This window comes from Sphingomonas sp. HF-S4 (genome assembly GCF_032911445.1).
In the GTDB taxonomy this organism is placed as follows: Bacteria; Pseudomonadota; Alphaproteobacteria; order Sphingomonadales; family Sphingomonadaceae; genus Sphingomonas; species Sphingomonas agrestis.
This window is the reverse complement of record NZ_JAWJEJ010000002.1, coordinates 158671-176287: the sequence shown is the minus strand read 5'-3', so window position 1 is coordinate 176287 and position 17617 is coordinate 158671. Positions and strand designations below refer to the sequence as shown.

At 67.5% G+C, this 17617-nt stretch carries 22 protein-coding genes; 13 read left to right on the top strand and 9 right to left on the bottom strand.

The features are described 5' to 3' along the window. The first annotated feature begins 86 nt into the window (after positions 1 to 86). Both RZN05_RS16730 and RZN05_RS16725 read left to right on the top strand, forming a co-directional pair. The gene (locus RZN05_RS16730; protein WP_317227825.1) at positions 87 to 647 is read left to right on the top strand and encodes a hypothetical protein; all 561 of its coding nucleotides are present in this window, start codon (positions 87 to 89) and stop codon (positions 645 to 647) included. Continuing rightward, positions 644 to 1048: a hypothetical protein gene (locus tag RZN05_RS16725; protein WP_317227824.1), complete on the top strand. Its 405-nt coding sequence runs from the start codon at positions 644 to 646 to the stop codon at positions 1046 to 1048. Before RZN05_RS16730 ends, RZN05_RS16725 begins: the two co-directional genes overlap by 4 nt. Here RZN05_RS16725 and RZN05_RS16720 read toward each other — a convergent pair. From RZN05_RS16720 to RZN05_RS16710, 3 genes are all read right to left on the bottom strand, one after another. After that, on the bottom strand, positions 1045 to 1698 hold the full coding sequence (locus tag RZN05_RS16720) for a class I SAM-dependent methyltransferase (RefSeq protein ID WP_317227823.1): 654 nt from the start codon (positions 1696 to 1698) through the stop codon (positions 1045 to 1047). The two genes, RZN05_RS16725 and RZN05_RS16720, sit on opposite strands and share 4 nt — an antisense overlap. After that, positions 1695 to 2939 (bottom strand): DUF3419 family protein, encoded by a 1245-nt coding sequence (locus RZN05_RS16715; protein ID WP_317227822.1) that lies wholly within the window; start codon positions 2937 to 2939, stop codon positions 1695 to 1697. The genes RZN05_RS16720 and RZN05_RS16715 overlap by 4 nt, the downstream gene beginning before the upstream one ends. An 87-nt stretch (positions 2940 to 3026) precedes the next feature. After that, positions 3027 to 3590 (bottom strand): DUF1579 domain-containing protein, encoded by a 564-nt coding sequence (locus RZN05_RS16710; RefSeq protein ID WP_317227821.1) that lies wholly within the window; start codon positions 3588 to 3590, stop codon positions 3027 to 3029. Positions 3591 to 3638: 48 nt separating this feature from the next. On the opposite strand from RZN05_RS16710, the gene RZN05_RS16705 reads away from it, so the two are divergent. Beyond that, on the top strand, positions 3639 to 4469 hold the full coding sequence (locus RZN05_RS16705; protein ID WP_317227820.1) for a LytTR family DNA-binding domain-containing protein: 831 nt from the start codon (positions 3639 to 3641) through the stop codon (positions 4467 to 4469). A 3-nt stretch (positions 4470 to 4472) separates the two neighbouring features. Here RZN05_RS16705 and RZN05_RS16700 read toward each other — a convergent pair whose 3' ends face one another. Both RZN05_RS16700 and RZN05_RS16695 read right to left on the bottom strand, forming a co-directional pair. After that, the gene (locus RZN05_RS16700; RefSeq protein WP_317227818.1) at positions 4473 to 4931 is read right to left on the bottom strand and encodes a hypothetical protein; all 459 of its coding nucleotides are present in this window, start codon (positions 4929 to 4931) and stop codon (positions 4473 to 4475) included. A 70-nt stretch (positions 4932 to 5001) separates the two neighbouring features. After that, the gene (locus RZN05_RS16695) at positions 5002 to 5253 is read right to left on the bottom strand and encodes a hypothetical protein (protein ID WP_317227817.1); all 252 of its coding nucleotides are present in this window, start codon (positions 5251 to 5253) and stop codon (positions 5002 to 5004) included. A 58-nt stretch (positions 5254 to 5311) separates the two neighbouring features. On the opposite strand from RZN05_RS16695, the gene rpiB reads away from it, so the two are divergent. From rpiB to RZN05_RS16675, 4 genes are all read left to right on the top strand, one after another. After that, complete coding sequence (gene rpiB, locus RZN05_RS16690) at positions 5312 to 5758, top strand: ribose 5-phosphate isomerase B (RefSeq protein ID WP_317227816.1); 447 nt, start codon at positions 5312 to 5314, stop codon at positions 5756 to 5758. 1 nt (position 5759) lies between these two features. Then, positions 5760 to 7070, top strand: a complete 1311-nt coding sequence (gene glyA / locus RZN05_RS16685) for a serine hydroxymethyltransferase (RefSeq protein WP_317227815.1) — start codon at positions 5760 to 5762, stop codon at positions 7068 to 7070. Further along, positions 7071 to 7532, top strand: a complete 462-nt coding sequence (gene nrdR, locus RZN05_RS16680) for a transcriptional regulator NrdR (RefSeq protein WP_317227814.1) — start codon at positions 7071 to 7073, stop codon at positions 7530 to 7532. Positions 7533 to 7599: 67 nt separating this feature from the next. After that, positions 7600 to 9054 carry an alpha/beta fold hydrolase gene (locus RZN05_RS16675; protein ID WP_317227813.1) on the top strand — a complete coding sequence of 485 codons (1455 nt, stop codon included), beginning with the start codon at positions 7600 to 7602 and terminating at the stop codon, positions 9052 to 9054. A gap of 18 nt (positions 9055 to 9072) precedes the next feature. On the opposite strand, the gene RZN05_RS16670 is transcribed toward RZN05_RS16675, so the two are convergent. Together RZN05_RS16670 and hemA are read right to left on the bottom strand one after the other, a co-directional pair. Then, a complete protein-coding gene (locus tag RZN05_RS16670) occupies positions 9073 to 9579 on the bottom strand; it encodes an SF0329 family protein (protein ID WP_317227812.1) in 507 nt (168 codons plus the stop codon). Continuing rightward, the gene (hemA, locus tag RZN05_RS16665; RefSeq protein WP_317227811.1) at positions 9579 to 10823 is read right to left on the bottom strand and encodes a 5-aminolevulinate synthase; all 1245 of its coding nucleotides are present in this window, start codon (positions 10821 to 10823) and stop codon (positions 9579 to 9581) included. The genes RZN05_RS16670 and hemA overlap by 1 nt, the downstream gene beginning before the upstream one ends. Positions 10824 to 11072: 249 nt before the next feature. On the opposite strand from hemA, the gene RZN05_RS16660 reads away from it, so the two are divergent. Beyond that, entirely contained in the window at positions 11073 to 11231 is a 159-nt protein-coding gene (locus tag RZN05_RS16660; protein ID WP_317227810.1) for a hypothetical protein, read from the top strand. Here RZN05_RS16660 and murI read toward each other — a convergent pair. After that, positions 11228 to 12025 (bottom strand): glutamate racemase, encoded by a 798-nt coding sequence (gene murI, locus RZN05_RS16655; protein WP_317227809.1) that lies wholly within the window; start codon positions 12023 to 12025, stop codon positions 11228 to 11230. The two genes, RZN05_RS16660 and murI, sit on opposite strands and share 4 nt — an antisense overlap. Positions 12026 to 12150: 125 nt before the next feature. Here murI and plsY point away from each other — a divergent pair, with 125 nt between their 5' ends. The 5 genes from plsY to RZN05_RS16630 all read left to right on the top strand — a co-directional run bounded on the left by plsY (position 12151) and on the right by RZN05_RS16630 (position 17274). After that, complete coding sequence (plsY, locus tag RZN05_RS16650; protein ID WP_317228553.1) at positions 12151 to 12735, top strand: glycerol-3-phosphate 1-O-acyltransferase PlsY; 585 nt, start codon at positions 12151 to 12153, stop codon at positions 12733 to 12735. Further along, positions 12728 to 13813 (top strand): DNA-processing protein DprA, encoded by a 1086-nt coding sequence (gene dprA, locus RZN05_RS16645; protein WP_317227808.1) that lies wholly within the window; start codon positions 12728 to 12730, stop codon positions 13811 to 13813. Before plsY ends, dprA begins: the two co-directional genes overlap by 8 nt. A 58-nt stretch (positions 13814 to 13871) precedes the next feature. After that, positions 13872 to 16406 carry a type I DNA topoisomerase gene (gene topA, locus RZN05_RS16640; protein WP_317227807.1) on the top strand — a complete coding sequence of 845 codons (2535 nt, stop codon included), beginning with the start codon at positions 13872 to 13874 and terminating at the stop codon, positions 16404 to 16406. Positions 16407 to 16502: 96 nt separating this feature from the next. Next, positions 16503 to 16952, top strand: a complete 450-nt coding sequence (locus RZN05_RS16635) for a hypothetical protein (RefSeq protein ID WP_317227806.1) — start codon at positions 16503 to 16505, stop codon at positions 16950 to 16952. 1 nt (position 16953) lies between these two features. Further along, positions 16954 to 17274, top strand: coding sequence for a hypothetical protein (locus RZN05_RS16630; protein ID WP_317227805.1), 321 nt, complete (start codon positions 16954 to 16956; stop codon positions 17272 to 17274). Here RZN05_RS16630 and RZN05_RS16625 read toward each other — a convergent pair. Further along, on the bottom strand, positions 17271 to 17567 hold the full coding sequence (locus tag RZN05_RS16625) for an SEL1-like repeat protein (protein ID WP_317227804.1): 297 nt from the start codon (positions 17565 to 17567) through the stop codon (positions 17271 to 17273). The genes RZN05_RS16630 and RZN05_RS16625 overlap by 4 nt on opposite strands. Between the last annotated feature and the right edge of the window lie 50 nt (positions 17568 to 17617).

Sequence of the window (17617 nt, the reverse complement as noted above, 5' to 3'; positions counted from 1 at the left end):
ACGCGGCGCCACCGCCCCTGCCCATCGGAACACCCACGCCAGCCTTTCCGCGGTTTGCCTTACCGGCACCCCGGCCGTCGGCAAAGATGGTTTTGGCATTCACGCGGCTGGGCCCGTCGATCGCCACGGCCGGGCAAGCCGAAGCGGCGTTGCGCGTCCAATTGTCCCGCGCCGGCTATGACCGGCGCAGCTATTTCGCGGTGCCTGGCGGGTTCGCCCTGGTCACCCAGCCTGAGCGGTTCGATGCGGACGGGCGCTCTGCGGCCGAGCCCAAGCGCTGGGTGCTCGAACCCTCCGCGCTGATCGACTGGAGCCAGTTGGCAAACCCCCGATCCTGGCTGAGCGCGTTCCGCAATGCCGATCCCGGCCGGTATCGCGTAATCGTCTTCCTGGTGAGCACCGCGTCCTCGACCTCGGGATCGGAGCAGGTATCCCTGCCCGAGGCGCAGCAATGGCTCGATCGGGGTGCAGACGTGCTTCCGCCTTCGATCGCCGGCGTGCCGATCGGCCCCGCGCACCATTTCAGCGTGCTGGTCTATGAGTTCGCGCGGCCCTCGGTGCGCAGCGAACCCGCCTTCGTGACCACCAGCGCGCTCGGCGCACGCAAGCATCTGCGCGGCGCGCGGCTGGCGGGGGAAGGACAATGAAGTCCACATCGATCCTCACGCTGGTCTGGTGGATATGGGGCGTGCTGCTGATCCTGCTCCTCGTGCTGATGTCGAACCTGCCGCTGTTCGGTGCCGACGTCCGCGCCGCCTGGGAATGGTTCACGCCGAACCTGTTCCCGATCATGGCACTGGTCGGCGGGATCCAATACCAGACCAAGAAGAAGGAAGGCGCTGAGGGCGGCGGCGCGGCGCCGCGCAAGCCGAGCTGGCCGGTCGCGCTGGTCCTCAGCGTGCTGTACCTGCTGCTGCTCACGATCGCGCTGCTGAGCGCGCTCACTTCCGCCCATCCGCTCGATACGCTGCGGACTTCGAACCTGTGGCTGGGCCCCTTGCTGGCGCTCAACACCGCCGCGCTCGGCGTTCTGTTTGCACAGGATTAGCGCCGGAGAACCGCGCTCCAGGCATAGCCGCGATAGAGGGGGGTGAATTCGAGGCCCAGCCCGTGCGCCTGCGCAACGCGCCGGAGCACGGCGGGAAGCTCGCGCCGCGGCGTGACGTGAAAGTCGTTGAGCGACTTGAAGTGGAGCCGCTTCACCAGCCCGGGCAGCCGCTCATACTGGCCGAAATCCACGATGTGCAGTCCACCGGCCGGCGCCAGGCTCTCCGCGCTGCGTTCGATCGCTTCCTGCCAAGGCGGGATCATCGAGAGCGTGTAGCTCATGAAGATGCGATCGACCTTCTCCAGGCCGAACAGCGACGTGGCGTCGAACGTGCCGGCATCGCCCTGGGCGAGGATGATCCGGTCCGACAGGCCATGCTTCGCCACCGATTTCCGCGCGGTCTCGAGCATCGCCGCGCTGATGTCGAAGCCGTGGAAGCGCGCGTCGGGCCACGCCTTGGCTGCGACGATGAGGTTGCGCGCGGTGCCGCAGCCGACTTCGACCACGCTTCCGCCCGGCGGCGGCGCGAGGTTGCGGATCAGCCGGTCGCGGCCGAGCAGATAGAGCTTCCGCGTGAGGTCGTAGAAATGGCGATGGAGCGAGTAGACGTCGTCCATCAGCGCCTGCTGGCCCGCCGCGATCGTGCTCATGCGTGCGGCTTCAACGTCCAGAGGTGCGTCGCGCCATAGACCGAGGAGCGGTCGCGGCGGGTCCAGTCGTCGCGCTGTTCCTGCGACGCATAGTCCCATTGGCCGAGGATCGCGGCGGGCACATGCCCCTGCACCACGTCGGGCGCTGCGGCGGTGCGGTAGAGAACGCGCGCGCCGGGCCTGGCCGTCCGGGTGATCTCGCTCCAGATCCGAGTGAGTTGGGCGTCGGTCATCCAGTCCTGCGCGTCGAGCAGGATATAGCGGTCGAGCGACTGCGCCGGCATGCCCTCGAGATAATCGGCATAGTTGGTGTGGCGGATCTCGACACGGTCGGCGCGGTCGCGAATCTCCGCATAATTGCTCGCCTGGAGATAGGGCGGCAGCGGCGCGTCGTCGTGCTTGCCGTATCCGCGGCCGAACGCCTGCCAGGCGTAGAAATTGTCCTTGATGTCGAAGTCGCAGGCGAGCTTCCGCAGCCGGCTCTCGAGCGCACCAGTGATGCCGCGCGTGTCGTCGACCTTGAGCAGATCGTATTGCGCCGGCGGGATGCCAAAGCCGAACAAGGCAGCGGGCTGGTCGACCAGCCAGCGCAGGAACTTCTTCTCGAAGAAAGGCGCGAGCCGTGCCTCGTAGATCGCGCGCTGCTCCTCGATCGACTGCGCCGCGAGGATCTCGCGCGGATCGATGCGATAGAAGCGCCCAAGGAAGTGGACGAAGCCGATCAGCCGGCCGAGCAGCCCCTGGCGGTAGAATCCGGTAGCGAAGCCCGAGATGCGGCGACGGCCGTTATACGCGCGGCCTTCCCAATAGCCGCGGGTCGCCGAGTCGAGATGCGGGCAGAGATGACGCTCGTACAGCGCGACATTCTCGGGCCGGTCGGCGTCGCCGAAAAAGCCGCGGAAGCTGGCATGATCGGGCAGATGCAGCGCCGCGGCCTGCTTGAGTTTGTTGAGCGCGATGTGCGCGGGGTTTAGATCGACCGCGGTGATCGCGCGCGGGTTCGCGGTCAGATAGGAGAAGGCGTTGCACCCGCCCGAGGCGATCGTCACGACATGGCTATCGGGCGTGATCTCCAGCGCCTCCATGTCGACCACCGGATCTTCCCAGATCTGGGGATAGACAAGGCCGCGGAACGCGAAGGTGAAGGCGCGCTCGAGCAGGCCTTCCTTGCTGAGATGGTCATGGCGATGCACCGCACCGCGAACCGCGCCGTTCTTCGGCGCCTTGGCAAGAGTTCCCATGGCCGGACTCCAGATGCGCGCCGCCCAGCCCGCGGGCGGCGTCGCATCCTGCTAGCCGGGGCTTGTGACACCCGGCTGTCAGTCAGGTCACGGTTTCGTGACGTTCCCGCCGGCGGGCCAGTCGGTGTCGCCGGTGCGAGTCAGCGTCATCGTGAAGAAGCGGACGGGCGCCTGCCCCGCCGTGATATAGTCGCCCACTTCGGTCCAGACGCCGCTGGCCAAGGTGGCCGTGTAGCGGATCGTCTGGGGTCCGGCCGGGATTTCCCAGACATAGCCGGTGTCGGTAAGCCGAAACGGGAACTTGCCGCCGTGCCCCAGCGCCCAGCTGGTCAGCCAATAGGATTTGGCCTGGGCATCATAGGATACCACGCCCAGCGCGTTGAAGCCGACGCTGCCATCGGGGTTGAAGCCCTTGCCCTCCATCATGGTGAGCGTGCCGTCGAGAAAGCCGCCGATCCGCTCGGTCTGCGTCACGCGGTGCTCGCCCTGCGGCGACTGGCTGACCGCCGGGCCACGCCAGGTGCCGTGCATCCAGTTGAGCTTGGCCATCGCCTCGCGCTGCGCGGCGATCGCGGCGGTATCGGTCGGCTGCGCCTGTACCGCCACCGGAAACGCCAGCGCCAGCAAGCCTGCTACTATTATCGTCTTCATGACCGTCCCCGATTGCCCTGCCGGGTGCGCGATGGCAGCCTCTCCGCCATGCCTGCCGCCCGGACCGCCCGCCAAAGCCGCGCCGACCCCGCGCCGGGCAAGCCGCGTTTCGCGAACCGCGTCCTTGGCTTCGCGAAACGCACATGGCGCGATCCGCCGCCGGGATTTCCCCTGCTGTGGATCGGCTCGCTGGGTGCGGCCGGACTGATGGTGGTGACTGGGGGGTTCGGCACCGGCCGACTAATGCTGGGGCATCGCATCGGCTTCTGGTTGCTGCTGATGGGGGTGAACGCGCTCAAATGGCAACTCTGGTTTGCCTGGCGCGTGCGCAAGCCCGGCGATTGGCCGCGCGCCTCGCTGCTCGGCACGCCGCTGCTCAACCTGACGCTGCCGGTCGAGATCGCGCTGTGCGGCGCCGCGGTCGGCCAGCCCTTCGCGCTCAACCTGTTCGAGACATGGGGGCATGCGCTGGCGATTTCGGCGATGATCATCGCCGTCGCCGCGATGGCCGCGTGGGTGGTGCTTCATCGTCCCCAGCCGGCAGCCGCGCCGATCCCGGACGGCGGACTGCTCGGCCGCGCCCGCGTGACGCCCGACGCGCTTGCCGCCGTAGAGGCCGAGGACCATTATTGCCGCGTCCACAGCCGCGACGGGCGGAGCACGCTGATCCACTATCGCTTCGGCGATGCCCTCGTCGAGCTGGCCGGAATAGACGGCGCGCAGGTGCATCGCGGCGCCTGGGTCGCGGGCGAGGCGGTTCAGGGTGTCGAACGCGACGGACGGCGTTGGCTGTTGCAACTTGCAGGCGGCGCGGCAGTGCCGGTCAGCGCGACCTACGCGGCCGAAGCGCGGCGGCGCGGTTGGTTGCGCCGCCGCTGAGCCTCAGTCGCGGCAATAGCCTTCGCCGGTCTTGACGGTGAGGCAGTCCTTCTTGCCCGCCAGATATTTGAGCCCGGTCGCGTCGCCATCGGTGGCGCGCAGCACCTGCGATCCATCGGGACGGCGGAAGGCGATGCCGGTATCGGTGCCGGTGCCTTCGAAGCTGCCCTTGTCGTCGAGCGTGTATTGCATGTCTAGCTTGTAGCGGCCCGGGCCGTCGCCCTTGGCGATCGTGAGCATCGTGCCCTCGACGCCGGTCCATTTGCCGACCCAGGCGTCGCGATCGGTGGGTGCGGCGACGTTGGTCACCGCTTCGCTGACCGAATTGGCACCCTCTTCGACGGCGTTGGCGACTGCCGATCCCGTGCTTTCGACGGCGTTACCCGTGTCCTGGGCGGCCTGATCGGCGGTGTTGCAGGCCGCGAGGCCGAAGACGAGCGGGGCGAGGATCACGAAACGCATGGCATTCTCTCCTGAATCGAACCGCCCGCGCGTCGGGGCGCGGGCGGGCATGTGGTCTTTACGGACGGGATCAGCGCGTCGCGTTATCGATCGCGTTGCCGACGCCCTCGGCACGCTGGCCGACATCGTCGGCGAAATTGTCGAGCTCGCGACCGGTATCGTCGGCGGCATTGGCGATCGTGTCGCCCGCGTCGTTGGCGGCATTCTCGAGCGAGGCGCCGGTGCGGTCGAGCGTTGCGCTCAGATTGTCCTGCGCGCTTTCGGAGCAGGCGGCCAGGCCGAGCGCAAGCGCTGGAACCAGGGCCAATAGTGTCTTTCGCATGTCGGTCTCCGAATAGTCGGTCTAGCCAGCGCGGCCCGTGCGGCGTAGGGGAGCGCGCATGTCGCACCGCATCGCCATCGCCTCGGACCACGCCGCCTTCGCCATGAAGTCCGAAGTCGCCGAATGGTTGCGTGAGCGAGGTCACGACGTGCTCGATTTGGGCACCAACGGGCCCGAAAGCGTCGACTATCCCGATTACGGATTCCGCCTGGGCCGCGCGATCGAAGCGGGCGAGGCGGCGTTCGGCGTCGCGATCTGCGGATCGGGGATCGGCATCTCGATCGCAGTCAACCGCATCGCCGCCGCGCGCTGTGCGCTGGTTTCAGAGCCGCTTTCCGCCAGCCTTGCCCGCCAGCACAACGACGCCAATGTCATCGCGCTCGGCGCCCGCCTGATCGGCATCGAGATGGCCAAGGCGTGCATCACCGCTTTCCTAGAGACCGAGTTCCTCGGCGACCGGCACCAGCGCCGCGTCGAGAAGCTCAGCAACCCGCAAGGAGCCTGAGATGAGCACCAACCCGCAAAATGCAGGGCTCCAGCCCGACGGTTTCTTCACCCAGGACCTCGCCGCCGCCGATCCGGCGGTGTTCGCCGGCGTTCGCCACGAACTCGAGCGCGAGCAGCACCAGATCGAGCTGATCGCCAGCGAGAACATCGTCTCCAAGGCAGTGCTCGAAGCGCAGGGCAGCGTGTTCACCAACAAATATGCCGAGGGCTATCCCGGCAAGCGCTATTACCAGGGCTGCCATCCTTCCGACGAGGTCGAGCAGCTCGCGATCGATCGGGCGAAGCAATTGTTCGGCTGCGACTTCGCCAACGTCCAGCCGCATTCTGGCGCGCAGGCCAATGGCGCGGTGATGCTGGCGCTGACCAAGCCCGGCGACACGATCATGGGCCTCAGCCTCGATTCGGGCGGGCATCTGACGCACGGCGCGCGCGCGGCGATGAGCGGCAAGTGGTTCAACGCGATCCAGTACGGCGTCGACCCGACGACGCACCTCATCGACTTCGACGAAGTGCTGGCAAAGGCCAAGGAGCATCAGCCCAAGCTGATCATCGCCGGCGGTTCGGCCTATCCGCGGATCATCGACTTCGCCAAGTTCCGCGCCATCGCCGATGAAGTCGGCGCGATCTTCATGGTCGACATGGCGCATTTCGCCGGTCTCGTCGCCGGCGGCGTCCACCCGACCCCGTTCGGCCACGCGCATGTCGTGACGACCACCACGCACAAGACGCTGCGCGGGCCACGCGGCGGCGCAGTGTTCACCAATGACGAAGCGATCGCCAAGAAGATCAATTCGGCGGTGTTCCCAGGGCTCCAGGGCGGCCCGCTAATGCACGTCATCGCCGCCAAGGCGGTGGCGTTCGGCGAGGCGCTGCGCCCCGACTTCAAGAGCTATGCCGCGGCGATCGTCGAGAACGCCAAGGTGCTTGCCGCGACACTCAACGAGCGCGGCGCCAACCTCGTCTCGGGCGGCACCGATACGCACCTCGCGCTGGTCGACCTCACCCCGCTCGGCGTGACCGGCAAGGACGCCGACGAGGCGCTCGAGCGCGCCGCGATCACCTGCAACAAGAACGGCATCCCCAACGATCCGCTGCCTCCGGTCAAGACCAGCGGCATCCGCGTCGGCTCGCCCGCCGGCACCACCCGCGGCTTCGGCCCTGCCGAGTTCCGCGAGATCGGCAACATGGTCGCCGACGTGCTCGACGGGCTGCGCAAGAATGGCGAGCAAGGCGACGCCCAGATCGAAGCCAATGTCCGGACACGCGTCCGTGCGCTATGCGAGCGCTTCCCTATCTATCCGGAGCTGTAATTGCGCTGCCCCTTCTGTGGAAATGAAGACAGTCAGGTAAAGGACAGCCGCCCCACCGAAGACGGGGCGGCGATCCGGCGGCGGCGCCAGTGTGAGGCGTGCGCCGCGCGCTTCACGACGTTCGAACGCATCCAGCTGCGCGACCTGACCGTGGTGAAGAGCGGCGAGCGCCGCGAACCGTTCGAGCGCGACAAGCTGGTCCGCTCGGTCTCGACCGCAGCGCGCAAGCGGCCGATCACCCCGGCGCAGATCGAGCGCCTCGTCTCGGGCATCCAGCGTCAGCTCGAGACGCTGGGCGACACCGAGATCCCCTCGCAGCGGATCGGCCAGCTGGTGATGGAAGGGCTCAAGGGCCTCGATTCGGTGGCCTATATCCGGTTCGCCAGCGTCTATAAGGACTTCCGAGAGGCGAAGGACTTCGAGGAATTCGCCGGCAATGTCAGCGAGGCCGGCAAAGGCTAAGGTTGGTCAGTCACATTCCATTCATTGCGAAAGCGTGATGATATCTGCTTCGCGGGGGAGGATGTGCATGCAATCGATAGGTTTGGCGCTTTTCGTTGCGATCGCGCTGGTGCCGGTGGCGCGTGCGCAGGCGCCGCGCGAAACGATCCGGCTCGAACCCGGCAGCGTCGCGGCTTCGGACGGCAGTATCGTTCGCTACGAGGTCGGCACGCTGCGGGTACCCGAGAACCGCGCCAATGCCGCGAGCCGAACTATCGGCGTCGGGGTGATCCGGATCGCCGCGCAGAAGCCGAGCGGCGCGCCGCCGGTGTTCCTGCTCGTCGGCGGGCCCGGGATCACGATGATCGAGACGCTCGACGACCCCAGTCCCGCCGCCAAGCGGCGGCTGCGGATGTGGCTCGATTATGCCGCAGCCAACGATCTCGTCATCGTCGAGCAGCGCGGCTATTCGCTTCGCGGCGACATGCTCGAACTCGCCAACCCGGCGATGCCGCTCGACAAGCCCTTCACCGTCGAGACCGATCTGGCGATCACGCTCGCCCAGGCCAAGGCGGTTGCCGGCGAGCATCCGGGCAAGGATCTGTCGGGCTACACGATCGCCGAATGCGCCGACGACGTCGATTCGGTGCGCCGCCTGCTCGGCTATCCGAAGCTCATCCTGTTTGGCGCCAGCTTCGGCTCGCAATGGAGCTTCGCGGTGATGCAGCGGCATCCCGAGACCGTTGCCCGCGCGCTGCTCGCCTCGGTCGAGCCGCTCGACAATGGCTATGACATGCCGAGCCACGTCTTCGCGGCCATGCAGCGGATCGCCTACGAGGCCGAATGCGATACCGAACTCAAGCCGCATATACCCCAGGGCGGGTTGATCGCCGCCATCCGTACGATCCACGACCGGCTCGCCGCTGCGCCGGTGGTTGTCGACACGCCGGGTGGCAGGATCACGCTCGGCGTCGGCGATTTCGAGCTGGCGTTGCGCGCGCGCTCGACAGACGCGGCGACCTGGCCGGCCTTCGTGATCGATCTCTACAATGGGCGCTATCATGCCTGGGCAGAAGGGGTGGCCGAACAGCGAAAGGCCGCCAGCATCCCGTTGATCAGTCCGCTGATCGACACTGCCACCGGAGTCACCTCCGCGCGCAAGCATCAGCTGTTCACCGATCCCGCGACCGCGCTGCTCGGCACCTGGAATTTCGCCGGCTATATCGGCTCGACCGGCGCCTGGCCGACCCTAGACATGGGCGATGTCCTGCGCCTGCCGGTACCGAACCCGGTCCCCGTGCTGTTCGTCCAGGGGGACTGGGACACCAACACGCCCATGGAGAACCTAACCGGCATCCTGCCCTGGTTCCCCAATGCGCACGCGCTGCTGATCCATCGCGGCCAGCACACCGGCCCGCTGCCACTGCTGCGCGACCGGCCCGATCTCGCTGCCAAGGTGCTGCGCTTCCTGGTAGATGGCTCGCTGGAGGAATTGCCGGTCGAAGCCGAGCTGGCGACGATACGATTCGCGCTCCCGAAATAACATCGCACGCCGCGACGGCTAGGCGGCGATGTCCGTCGCCCGCGCTCTCAGCTTCGCATAGCCCGACGGAGAAAGGCCGCCCCCTTGGCTGGTGCGCAGCATCAACAGGTACGCGCTCAAGGGGTAAAGCAAGTCGGAATCCAGCGTGGCGAGCCGCCGCTTGCCGACACGCGCATCCGCGACGGCCAGCGCCTGGGTCAGCATATCGTCGCTCGCGAGCGCCTGTTCGATCGAAAGCGCATGGATAAAATCCCAGAGCGTGCGGTAAACATCCTGCCGGCTAAGCGCACCGAACTCCGCCAGCTGCCCTTTATACATCGGATTGGGTGCGGAGCCCGAGGTTTCCCAGCCCTGCGCGATAGAATGGGCGCGCGTGCAGAAATTGGCGATGACCTCGCCGTCGAGCGTCAGCCAGGCATGGCCACACCTGCAATTGCCGTACGCCGCGCTATGGATGTCGAGCCGCGCTTGCAACGGCGGCGCCAAGCGCTCGATCACCAAGGATCGGAGCTTGCTCCAGCGCATCAGGCTGCCTTGCGCAGCTCCAGCCGGCCCCAGATCTCACTCAATGCATCGACGAGCTCGCGCATCATGCCCTCGTCATGCGCGGGGCCAGGGGTGAAGCGCAGGCGCTCGGTGCCGCGCGGCACCGTGGGGTAATTGATCGGCTGGACGTACACGCCATATTCGGCGAGCAGGATGTCGCTGATCTTCTTGGCCTTGACCGGATCGCCGACCATCAGCGGGACGATGTGCGTCGTCGAATTCATCACCGGCAGCCCGGCCTCGGCCATGATCGCCTTCAGCTTGGTGGCGGCGGCCTGCTGGCCTTCGCGTTCGGCAGTCGAGCCCTTGAGGTGGCGGACGCTCGCCAGCGCGCCCGCGACGAGCACGGGCGAGAGCGAGGTCGTGAAGATGAATCCTGGCGCGTAGCTGCGGATAACGTCGATGATCGTCTGGTCGGCAGTGATGTAGCCGCCCATCACCCCGAACGCCTTGCCCAGCGTGCCCTCGATGATCGTCAGCCGCTCGGCAATGCCGTCACGCTCGGAAATCCCGCCGCCGCGCGCGCCGTACATGCCTACGGCATGGACTTCGTCGAGATAGGTGAGCGCGTTATACTTGTCGGCCAGGTCGCAGATCTCCGCGATCGGCGCGATATCGGCGTCCATCGAATAGACGCTCTCGAACGCGATCAGCTTGGGGCTCGCCGGGTCGTCGGCCGCCAGCAGTTCCTCGAGATGCGCGAGGTCGTTGTGCCGGAACACGCGCTTGTCGCAGCCCGAATTGCGAATCCCCGCGATCATCGAGGCGTGGTTGAGTTCGTCCGAGTAGATGATGCAGCCCGGCAGGATCTTACCCAGCGTCGCCAAGGTCGCCTCGTTCGAGACATAGCCCGACGTGAATATCAGCGCGCCCTGCTTGCCGTGCAAGTCGGCGAGCTCGAGCTCGAGCTCGATATGATAGTGCGTGTTGCCGCCGATGTTGCGCGTGCCGCCCGAGCCTGCCCCCACGTCGTGGAGCGCCTCCTCCATCGCCGCGATCACCTTCGGATGCTGGCCCATCGCGAGATAGTCGTTCGAGCACCACACCGTGATCGGCTTGGGGCCGTTATGCCCGGCGAAACAGCGCGCATTGGGATAGGCGCCCTTGTTGCGCAGGATGTCGATGAACACACGATAGCGGCCCTCGGCGTGGAGCCGGTCGATCGCCTGATTGAAGACCCGCGAATAATCGACTGCGGGCGAAGGGCTGTCCTCGATGCGCATATCGCACCCACTATCCTCAAAAACCAAGAATTGCCACCCGCGCTTACATGCCTTCGTCCCGCGCGGCGCGCATTGTTCTAGCGCAAACAGTTGGCGGCCACGCTGTGGCATTTTGTCCAAGCTGATACGGATCAGCCCATCGGCGCGGTAAAGATGATATGGAGTGAATCATCGCGGGCGACTCGGTGGTCAAGCGAGCCCGCGGCTGAGAGACATCGGGCTCCCGCTTGTGCTGACGGAGCGTGACGGATGAGCGACAATCTCGATTACTATCGAATGCGCGAGCGGCAAGAGCGCGAACGGGCCGAGCGGGCCGAAGACACCACGGCGAAGTGCGTCCATCTCGAACTGGCCGAGCGCTATTCGGCGCTGGTGCAGGATCTCGGCGCGGGGGCGGTCGCCGCCTAGAGCGATTCGACCGCTTCCAGGCCCAGGCGCGCCAGCGCGGGCGCCAAGCGTGCGGTGCGCGCATTCGCCGCGGTGAACACCGCGCGACCCGGCAGCGGCACTTCGGGCCATTGCTGCCCCTCCGTCAAATGCGCGACGCGACGCGCGATCCCCGGTCCGCCATCGACGAAGCGCACCAGCGCGCCGGTCGCGGCAGCAAGCTCCTCTTCCAGCAGCGGAAAATGGGTGCAGGCATTGACGATCACGTCGATCGCGTCGCCGCCCGGCTGCGTGGTCAATCCCGCCAGCGCTTCGCGGACAGCCGCCACCGAAGGCCGTTCGCCCGCCAGCGCCGCCTCCGCCATATCGACCAGCTTGGCCGAGCCGTGGCGCAGCACCGTGCAATCCGCGGCGAAGCGCGCGGCGAGATCATCGACATAGGGCTGGCGGACCGTCGCCTGCGTGCCGAGCACGCCGATGACGCGCGTCCGGCTGATCTCCGCGGCGGGCTTGATCGCAGGCACGGTGCCGACGATCGGCACGTCGAGCGCGGCGCGGACATGCTGGAGCGCGATCGTCGAGGCGGTATTGCACGCGATCACGATCAGCCGCGGATCGTAGCGCTCGGCGAGCCGCCCGAGCAGCGCGGGTACGCGCGCGGCGATCTCCGTCTCGCTGCGCGTCCCATAGGGAAAGCCCGCCGAATCGGCGACATAGACCAAAGGTGCCCGGGGCAGCAGCGCCGCGGTGGGCGCGAGGACGGACAGGCCGCCCATGCCGGAATCGAAGAATAGGATCGGGCGGCGATCGGCCATCCGGCGCGCATGGCTTCGTGCCCGCGCTGCGTCAACATCGGGAGACGGGGTGGTTGCGCCGCGCGGGGGGCAACGCCTATGTTCGGCCGTATCAGGGGGAAGCATTGCCGACCGAAATCATCTGGATGCCTGCCGCCGCCGCGATCCTGCTCGGCTATCTGCTGGGCTCGATCCCGTTCGGGGTGCTGCTCACGCGGATGGGCGGTGCGGGCGACCTGCGCCAGATCGGCTCGGGCAATATCGGCGCCACCAACGTGCTGCGCACCGGGCGCAAGGGCCTCGCAGCGGCAACGCTGCTGCTCGATCTCGCCAAGGGAGCCGCCGCAGTGCTGCTCGCCGGTTGGCTGCTGCCCGGCACCGCGATCCTTGCCGGCGTCGCGGCGTTCTTCGGCCATTGCTACCCGGTCTGGCTGCGGTTCCGCGGCGGAAAGGGGGTGGCTACGCTGATGGGCATCGTTGTCGCGCTGCACTGGCCCTCAGGCCTCGTCTATGCGGCCGTGTGGCTTGGGCTGCTAGGGGCGTTGCGTATCTCTTCGCTCGCCGGAATGACGGCGGCGATCAGCGCGCCGGTCGCCACTGCCTTTTGGGGACGAATCGATCTCGTCCTCCCGCTGCTCGCGCTCGCGCTGATCGTGTTGTGGAAACACCGCGACAATATCGATCGCCTGCTCAGTGGCACCGAGCCGCGCATCGGCAAGAAGAATGGCTGACGCTCGCGAGCCGCAGCTCCGGCTGCTGCGCTCGGCGAAGATCGGCCCGATCACCTGGCGCCAGTTGGTCGCGCGCTTCGGCACTGCCGAAGCGGCGCTCGACGCGCTGCCGATGCTCGCTGCGCGCGGTGGCGGGCGAGCGCCGGCGATCGCCGATATCGGCATGGTCCGCCGCGAGATCGCGCGCGTCGAGAAGCTCGGCGCGCGCTACCTGTTCCTGGGGGATGCCGACTATCCGCCGCTGCTTGCCGAGCTGGAAAGCGCGCCACCCGCGCTGATCGTCCGCGGCAGCATCGCGCTCGCGCATCGCAACTGCATCGCGATGGTCGGTGCGCGCAACGCTTCGGCCGCGGCCTGCCGCTTCGCCCGGCACCTCGCGCTGGGGCTGGCCGACCGCGGCATCACGATTGTGTCGGGCCTCGCACGCGGCATCGACACCGCCGCACATGGCGGATCGCTCGCCGGCGGGACGATCGGCGTGATCGCCAGCGGCATCGACGTCGCCTTCCCACCGGAGAATGCCGAGCTCCAGGAGCGCGTCGCGCGCGAGGGCCTGCTCGTCGCCGAGCAGCCGCCGGGCACCGAGCCGCTCGCGCGCTTCTTCCCGTCGCGCAACCGGATCATCGCCGGGCTCGCGCTCGGCACGGTGGTGGTGGAGGCGGCGCCGCGCTCGGGCAGCCTGATCACTGCGCGAATCGCCGCCGAGGCGGGGCGTGAGGTGATGGCAGTCCCCGGCTCGCCGCTCGATCCCCGCGCGCAGGGGTGCAATCTGCTGATCCGCGAGGGCGCCACGCTGGTCCAGTCGGTCGACGACATCCTCGAAGCGGTACGCCCGATCGATGCCCGTGCCGTCCGCGCGCCCGCCGGCGGCTTCGCAGGCCCGCCGCCGCAGGACGCCAGCGATGCCGAGCGCCGCACGCTGGTCGAGCTGCTCGGTCCGGTGCCCGTCGCGATCGACGAACTGATCCGCCAGAGCTGCTTTGCGCCCGCCGTGGTGCAGACCGTTCTGCTCGAACTCGAACTCGCCGGCCGCCTCGAACGCCATGCCGGCGGCCGGGTGAGTCTCGGCATGGCTTGACGCCTGCCATCGAGCCTCCCCACCTTACACGCGTACACGTGAGGACCGACTAACTCCCATGCAGCTTGTCATCGTCGAATCGCCCGCCAAGGCGAAGACCATCGAAAAATATCTCGGCAAGGATTACCGCGTCCTCGCTTCCTACGGCCATGTCCGCGACCTGCCGGCGAAGGACGGCTCGGTGAACCCGGACGACGGGTTCGCGATGGATTGGGAAACTTACGCCGACAAATCGAAGCAGCTTAAGGCGATCACCGACGAGGCCAAGAAGGCCGATCGACTGATCCTCGCGACCGACCCCGATCGCGAAGGCGAGGCGATCAGCTGGCACGTACAGGAAGTGCTGCGGCTCAAGAAGGCGCTCCCCAAGGAGGTCGAGCGCGTCACCTTCAATGCGATCACCAAGCCGGCGATCCTCGAGGCGATGAAGGCTCCGCGCGAGCTCGATACCGATCTGATCGACGCCTATCGCGCCCGCCGCGCGCTCGACTATCTGGTCGGCTTCACGCTCTCGCCGGTGCTGTGGCGCAAGCTGCCCGGTGCCAAGTCGGCGGGCCGCGTCCAGTCGGTCGCGCTGCGCATCATCGTCGATCGCGAGCGCGAGATCGAAGGCTTCAAGCCGCAGGAATATTGGTCGGTCACTGCCGACATGGAGCAGGACGGCACGCCGTTCGTCACCCGGCTGGTCAAGTATAAGGGCGACAAGCTCGATCGCCTGTCGATCGGTGATGAGGGCACCGCACTCGCCGCCAAGAAGGCGGTCGAGGAAGGCCGCTTCTCGGTCTCCAGCGTCGAGACCAAGCCGGCAATGCGCAACCCGCCGCCGCCCTTCACCACCTCGACCCTCCAGCAGGAGGCGGCGCGGAAACTCGGCTTCTCGGCCAGCCACACGATGCGCATCGCCCAGGGCCTCTACGAGGACGGCGCGATCACCTACATGCGTACCGACGGCGTCCAGATGGACGGTGGTGCGATCCAGGAGGCCCGGAAAGCGGTGGCGACGCGCTATGACGGCTCGTACGTGCCGGACAAACCGCGCCAGTACCAGACCAAGGCCAAGAACGCCCAGGAAGCCCACGAGGCGATCCGCCCGACCGACTTCTCCAAGGACAAGGCCGGCAGCGGCGACCACGGCCGGTTGTACGAGCTGATCTGGAAGCGCGCGCTCGCCAGCCAGATGGCCAGCGCCCGGATGGAGCGCACCACGATCGACCTTGAGGACGGCAGCGGCCAGCACGGGCTGCGCGCCACCGGCCAGGTCGTGCTCTTCCCCGGCTATCTCGCGCTCTACGAAGAGGGACGTGATGACGAGGGCGACGAGGATTCGCGGCGCCTGCCGCGCATGTCCGCCGGCGACGCCCCCGCCAAAAAGGCAGTGAATGCCGAGCAGCACTTCACCCAGCCGCCGCCGCGCTTTTCGGAGGCCTCGTTGGTCAAGCGGCTCGAAGAACTCGGCATCGGCCGCCCGTCGACCTATGCCTCGATCATCCAGACGCTCAAGGACCGCTCCTACGTCCGCGTCGAAAAGAACCGCTTCTTCGCCGAGGAATCGGGCCGGCTGGTGACGGCGTTCCTCGAACGCTTCTTCCAGAAATATGTCGGCTATGATTTCACCGCCGAGCTCGAGGAAGAGCTCGACGACGTTTCGGGCGGCCGTGCCGAATGGCAGGCAGTACTCGCCGAGTTCTGGAAGGACTTCAAGCCACGCACCACCGAGGTGATGGAGCAGAAGCCGAGCGAGGTCACCGCCGCGCTCGATCTGTTCCTCGAACCCTATCTCTTCCCGGCCAAGGCCGACGGCAGCGATCCGCGGCTATGCCCCAATTGCGGCACCGGCCAGCTCGCGCTGCGCGGCGGCAAGTTCGGCGCGTTCGTGGCGTGCTCGAACTATCCCGAGTGCAAGTTCACCCGGCGCTTCGGCCAGCCCGGCGGCGACGGCGCCGAGGATACCGGCCCCGAAGTGCTCGGCCAGGATCCCGAGTCAGGGCTCAATGTCGAGCGCAAGTCGGGCCGCTTCGGTCCGTACATCCAGCTCGGCGAGGGCAAGGAGGCGGCGCGCGCGTCGATCCCCAAGGATATCGATCTCGATCTCGAATGGGCCTTGAAGCTGCTCAAGCTGCCGCGCACCGTCGGCACCCATCCCGAGAGCGGCGAGCCGATCACCGCCTCGATCGGGCGCTACGGGCCGTATCTGGCGCATGCCGGCAAATACGCCCGGCTCCAGTCGACCGCCGAAGTGTTCGAGACCGGGATGAACGCCGCGGTGGTCAAGCTCGCCGAGGCTGCCGCCAACGGGGGCAGGCCGGCGCGCGGCGCTGCGCGCGAGCCGCTCAAGGTGCTGGGGAAACATCCGCGCACCGAGGCCGATATCAAGCTGATGGAGGGCCGCTACGGCGCCTATGTCACCGATGGCGAGACCAACGCGACGCTGCCCAAGTCGATCGACAAGGATGCGCTCACCCTTGAGGAAGCCGCCCAGCTGATCGACGCCCGCGCCGCGGCGGGTCCGACCAAGGGCAAGAAGAAGCCGGCCGCCAAAAAGGCCCCGGCCAAGAAAGCGGCGCCGAAGAAAGCGGCGGCGAAGAAGGCGTAATCCGTCCTCTCGGCAAAAGCCGGGATGACGGCGGATGGCGCCGTGGGAACCGACTCCGGTCTGGCGCGCTTGTCGCGCGAAACCGGAGAATCGCGCATGATCCGATCCGTGCTCGCCGCCGCCGCGCTTGCGACTGCGCTCCCCGCCGCCGCCCAGCAATCGGGCAGCCTGTGGAGTCGCGGTTTCAACCAGGGCATCACCGAATATCGTACCGGTCAATGGGACGCCCCCACCGGCGGCGCGCTCGCCCTCTCCTGCCTGCCCAGCGGGCAAGCGTCGATCGCGGCGCAGATCAAGGGCCGGGCGCCGCCCGCCGGGTCCGCGCTGCGGCTGCGCGTCTCGTCGCGCGCCGGATCGCGCGAATGGCGCTTCGCGACCGATGGGCAAGGAAGCGTGAAGCTCGCGGCGAGCAGCGCCGATTTTCGCGGGCTCTGGGCCGCGCTGCGCAGCCGCGACACGGTGACGATCCGCTATTCCGACGGACGCTTCAGCGTCCAGTCGCTGGCCGGCGCGGGCAAGACGCTTCCCGCCACGCCCTGCGGCTGAGATGGGGTTCCTGATCGGTTCGGCGCTGGCCGCTATGCTGGTGACGCTGGCGGCGGCGCGCTGGGTAGTCGGGCATTGGCCCACGGCTTCGTTTGGAAGCCAGGTGTTTCGCGCCGCGGCGGCCTTTCCGCTGCTCGCGGTGGCGCTGTTCGCCGTGGCGACCGCCGTAACTCTAGCGGGTGCTGCAAGATCGGGGCGGCCGGATCTCGATCCGGGCATGCCGATCTTCGCGGCGGTTTTCTTCCTGTTCTATGCGCTGTTCGTAGGCGGCGTGGTCGGCTTGCCGACCGCATTCGTCGCCGTGCGCCTGTTCCGCGGTTAGGCGGCGCGCACCTCGAGGCCGCGCAGCCAGGCGCGGGCGGCCTTCTGCGCGTCGATGATCTCGCGCGCGGTCATGTCCTCGGAAATCTCGGCGCGGCACTCGGCGGCGCGTTCGCTGCCCGAAACGGCCGCGATGTTGAACCATTTGTGCGCCTCGACCAGATCGACATCGACGCCCTCGGCGCCGCTCGAATAGACGATGCCCAGATCGAAGCATGCCTTGGCGTCGCCGCGTGCTGCGTCGCGCAGACGGCTCTCGACGAGGAAACGCGCACTCTTGAGACTGTTGCCCATTGTCGCTCAACCCACTTGCTGATCCAATGTGCATGGATTGGCAGGTTAGC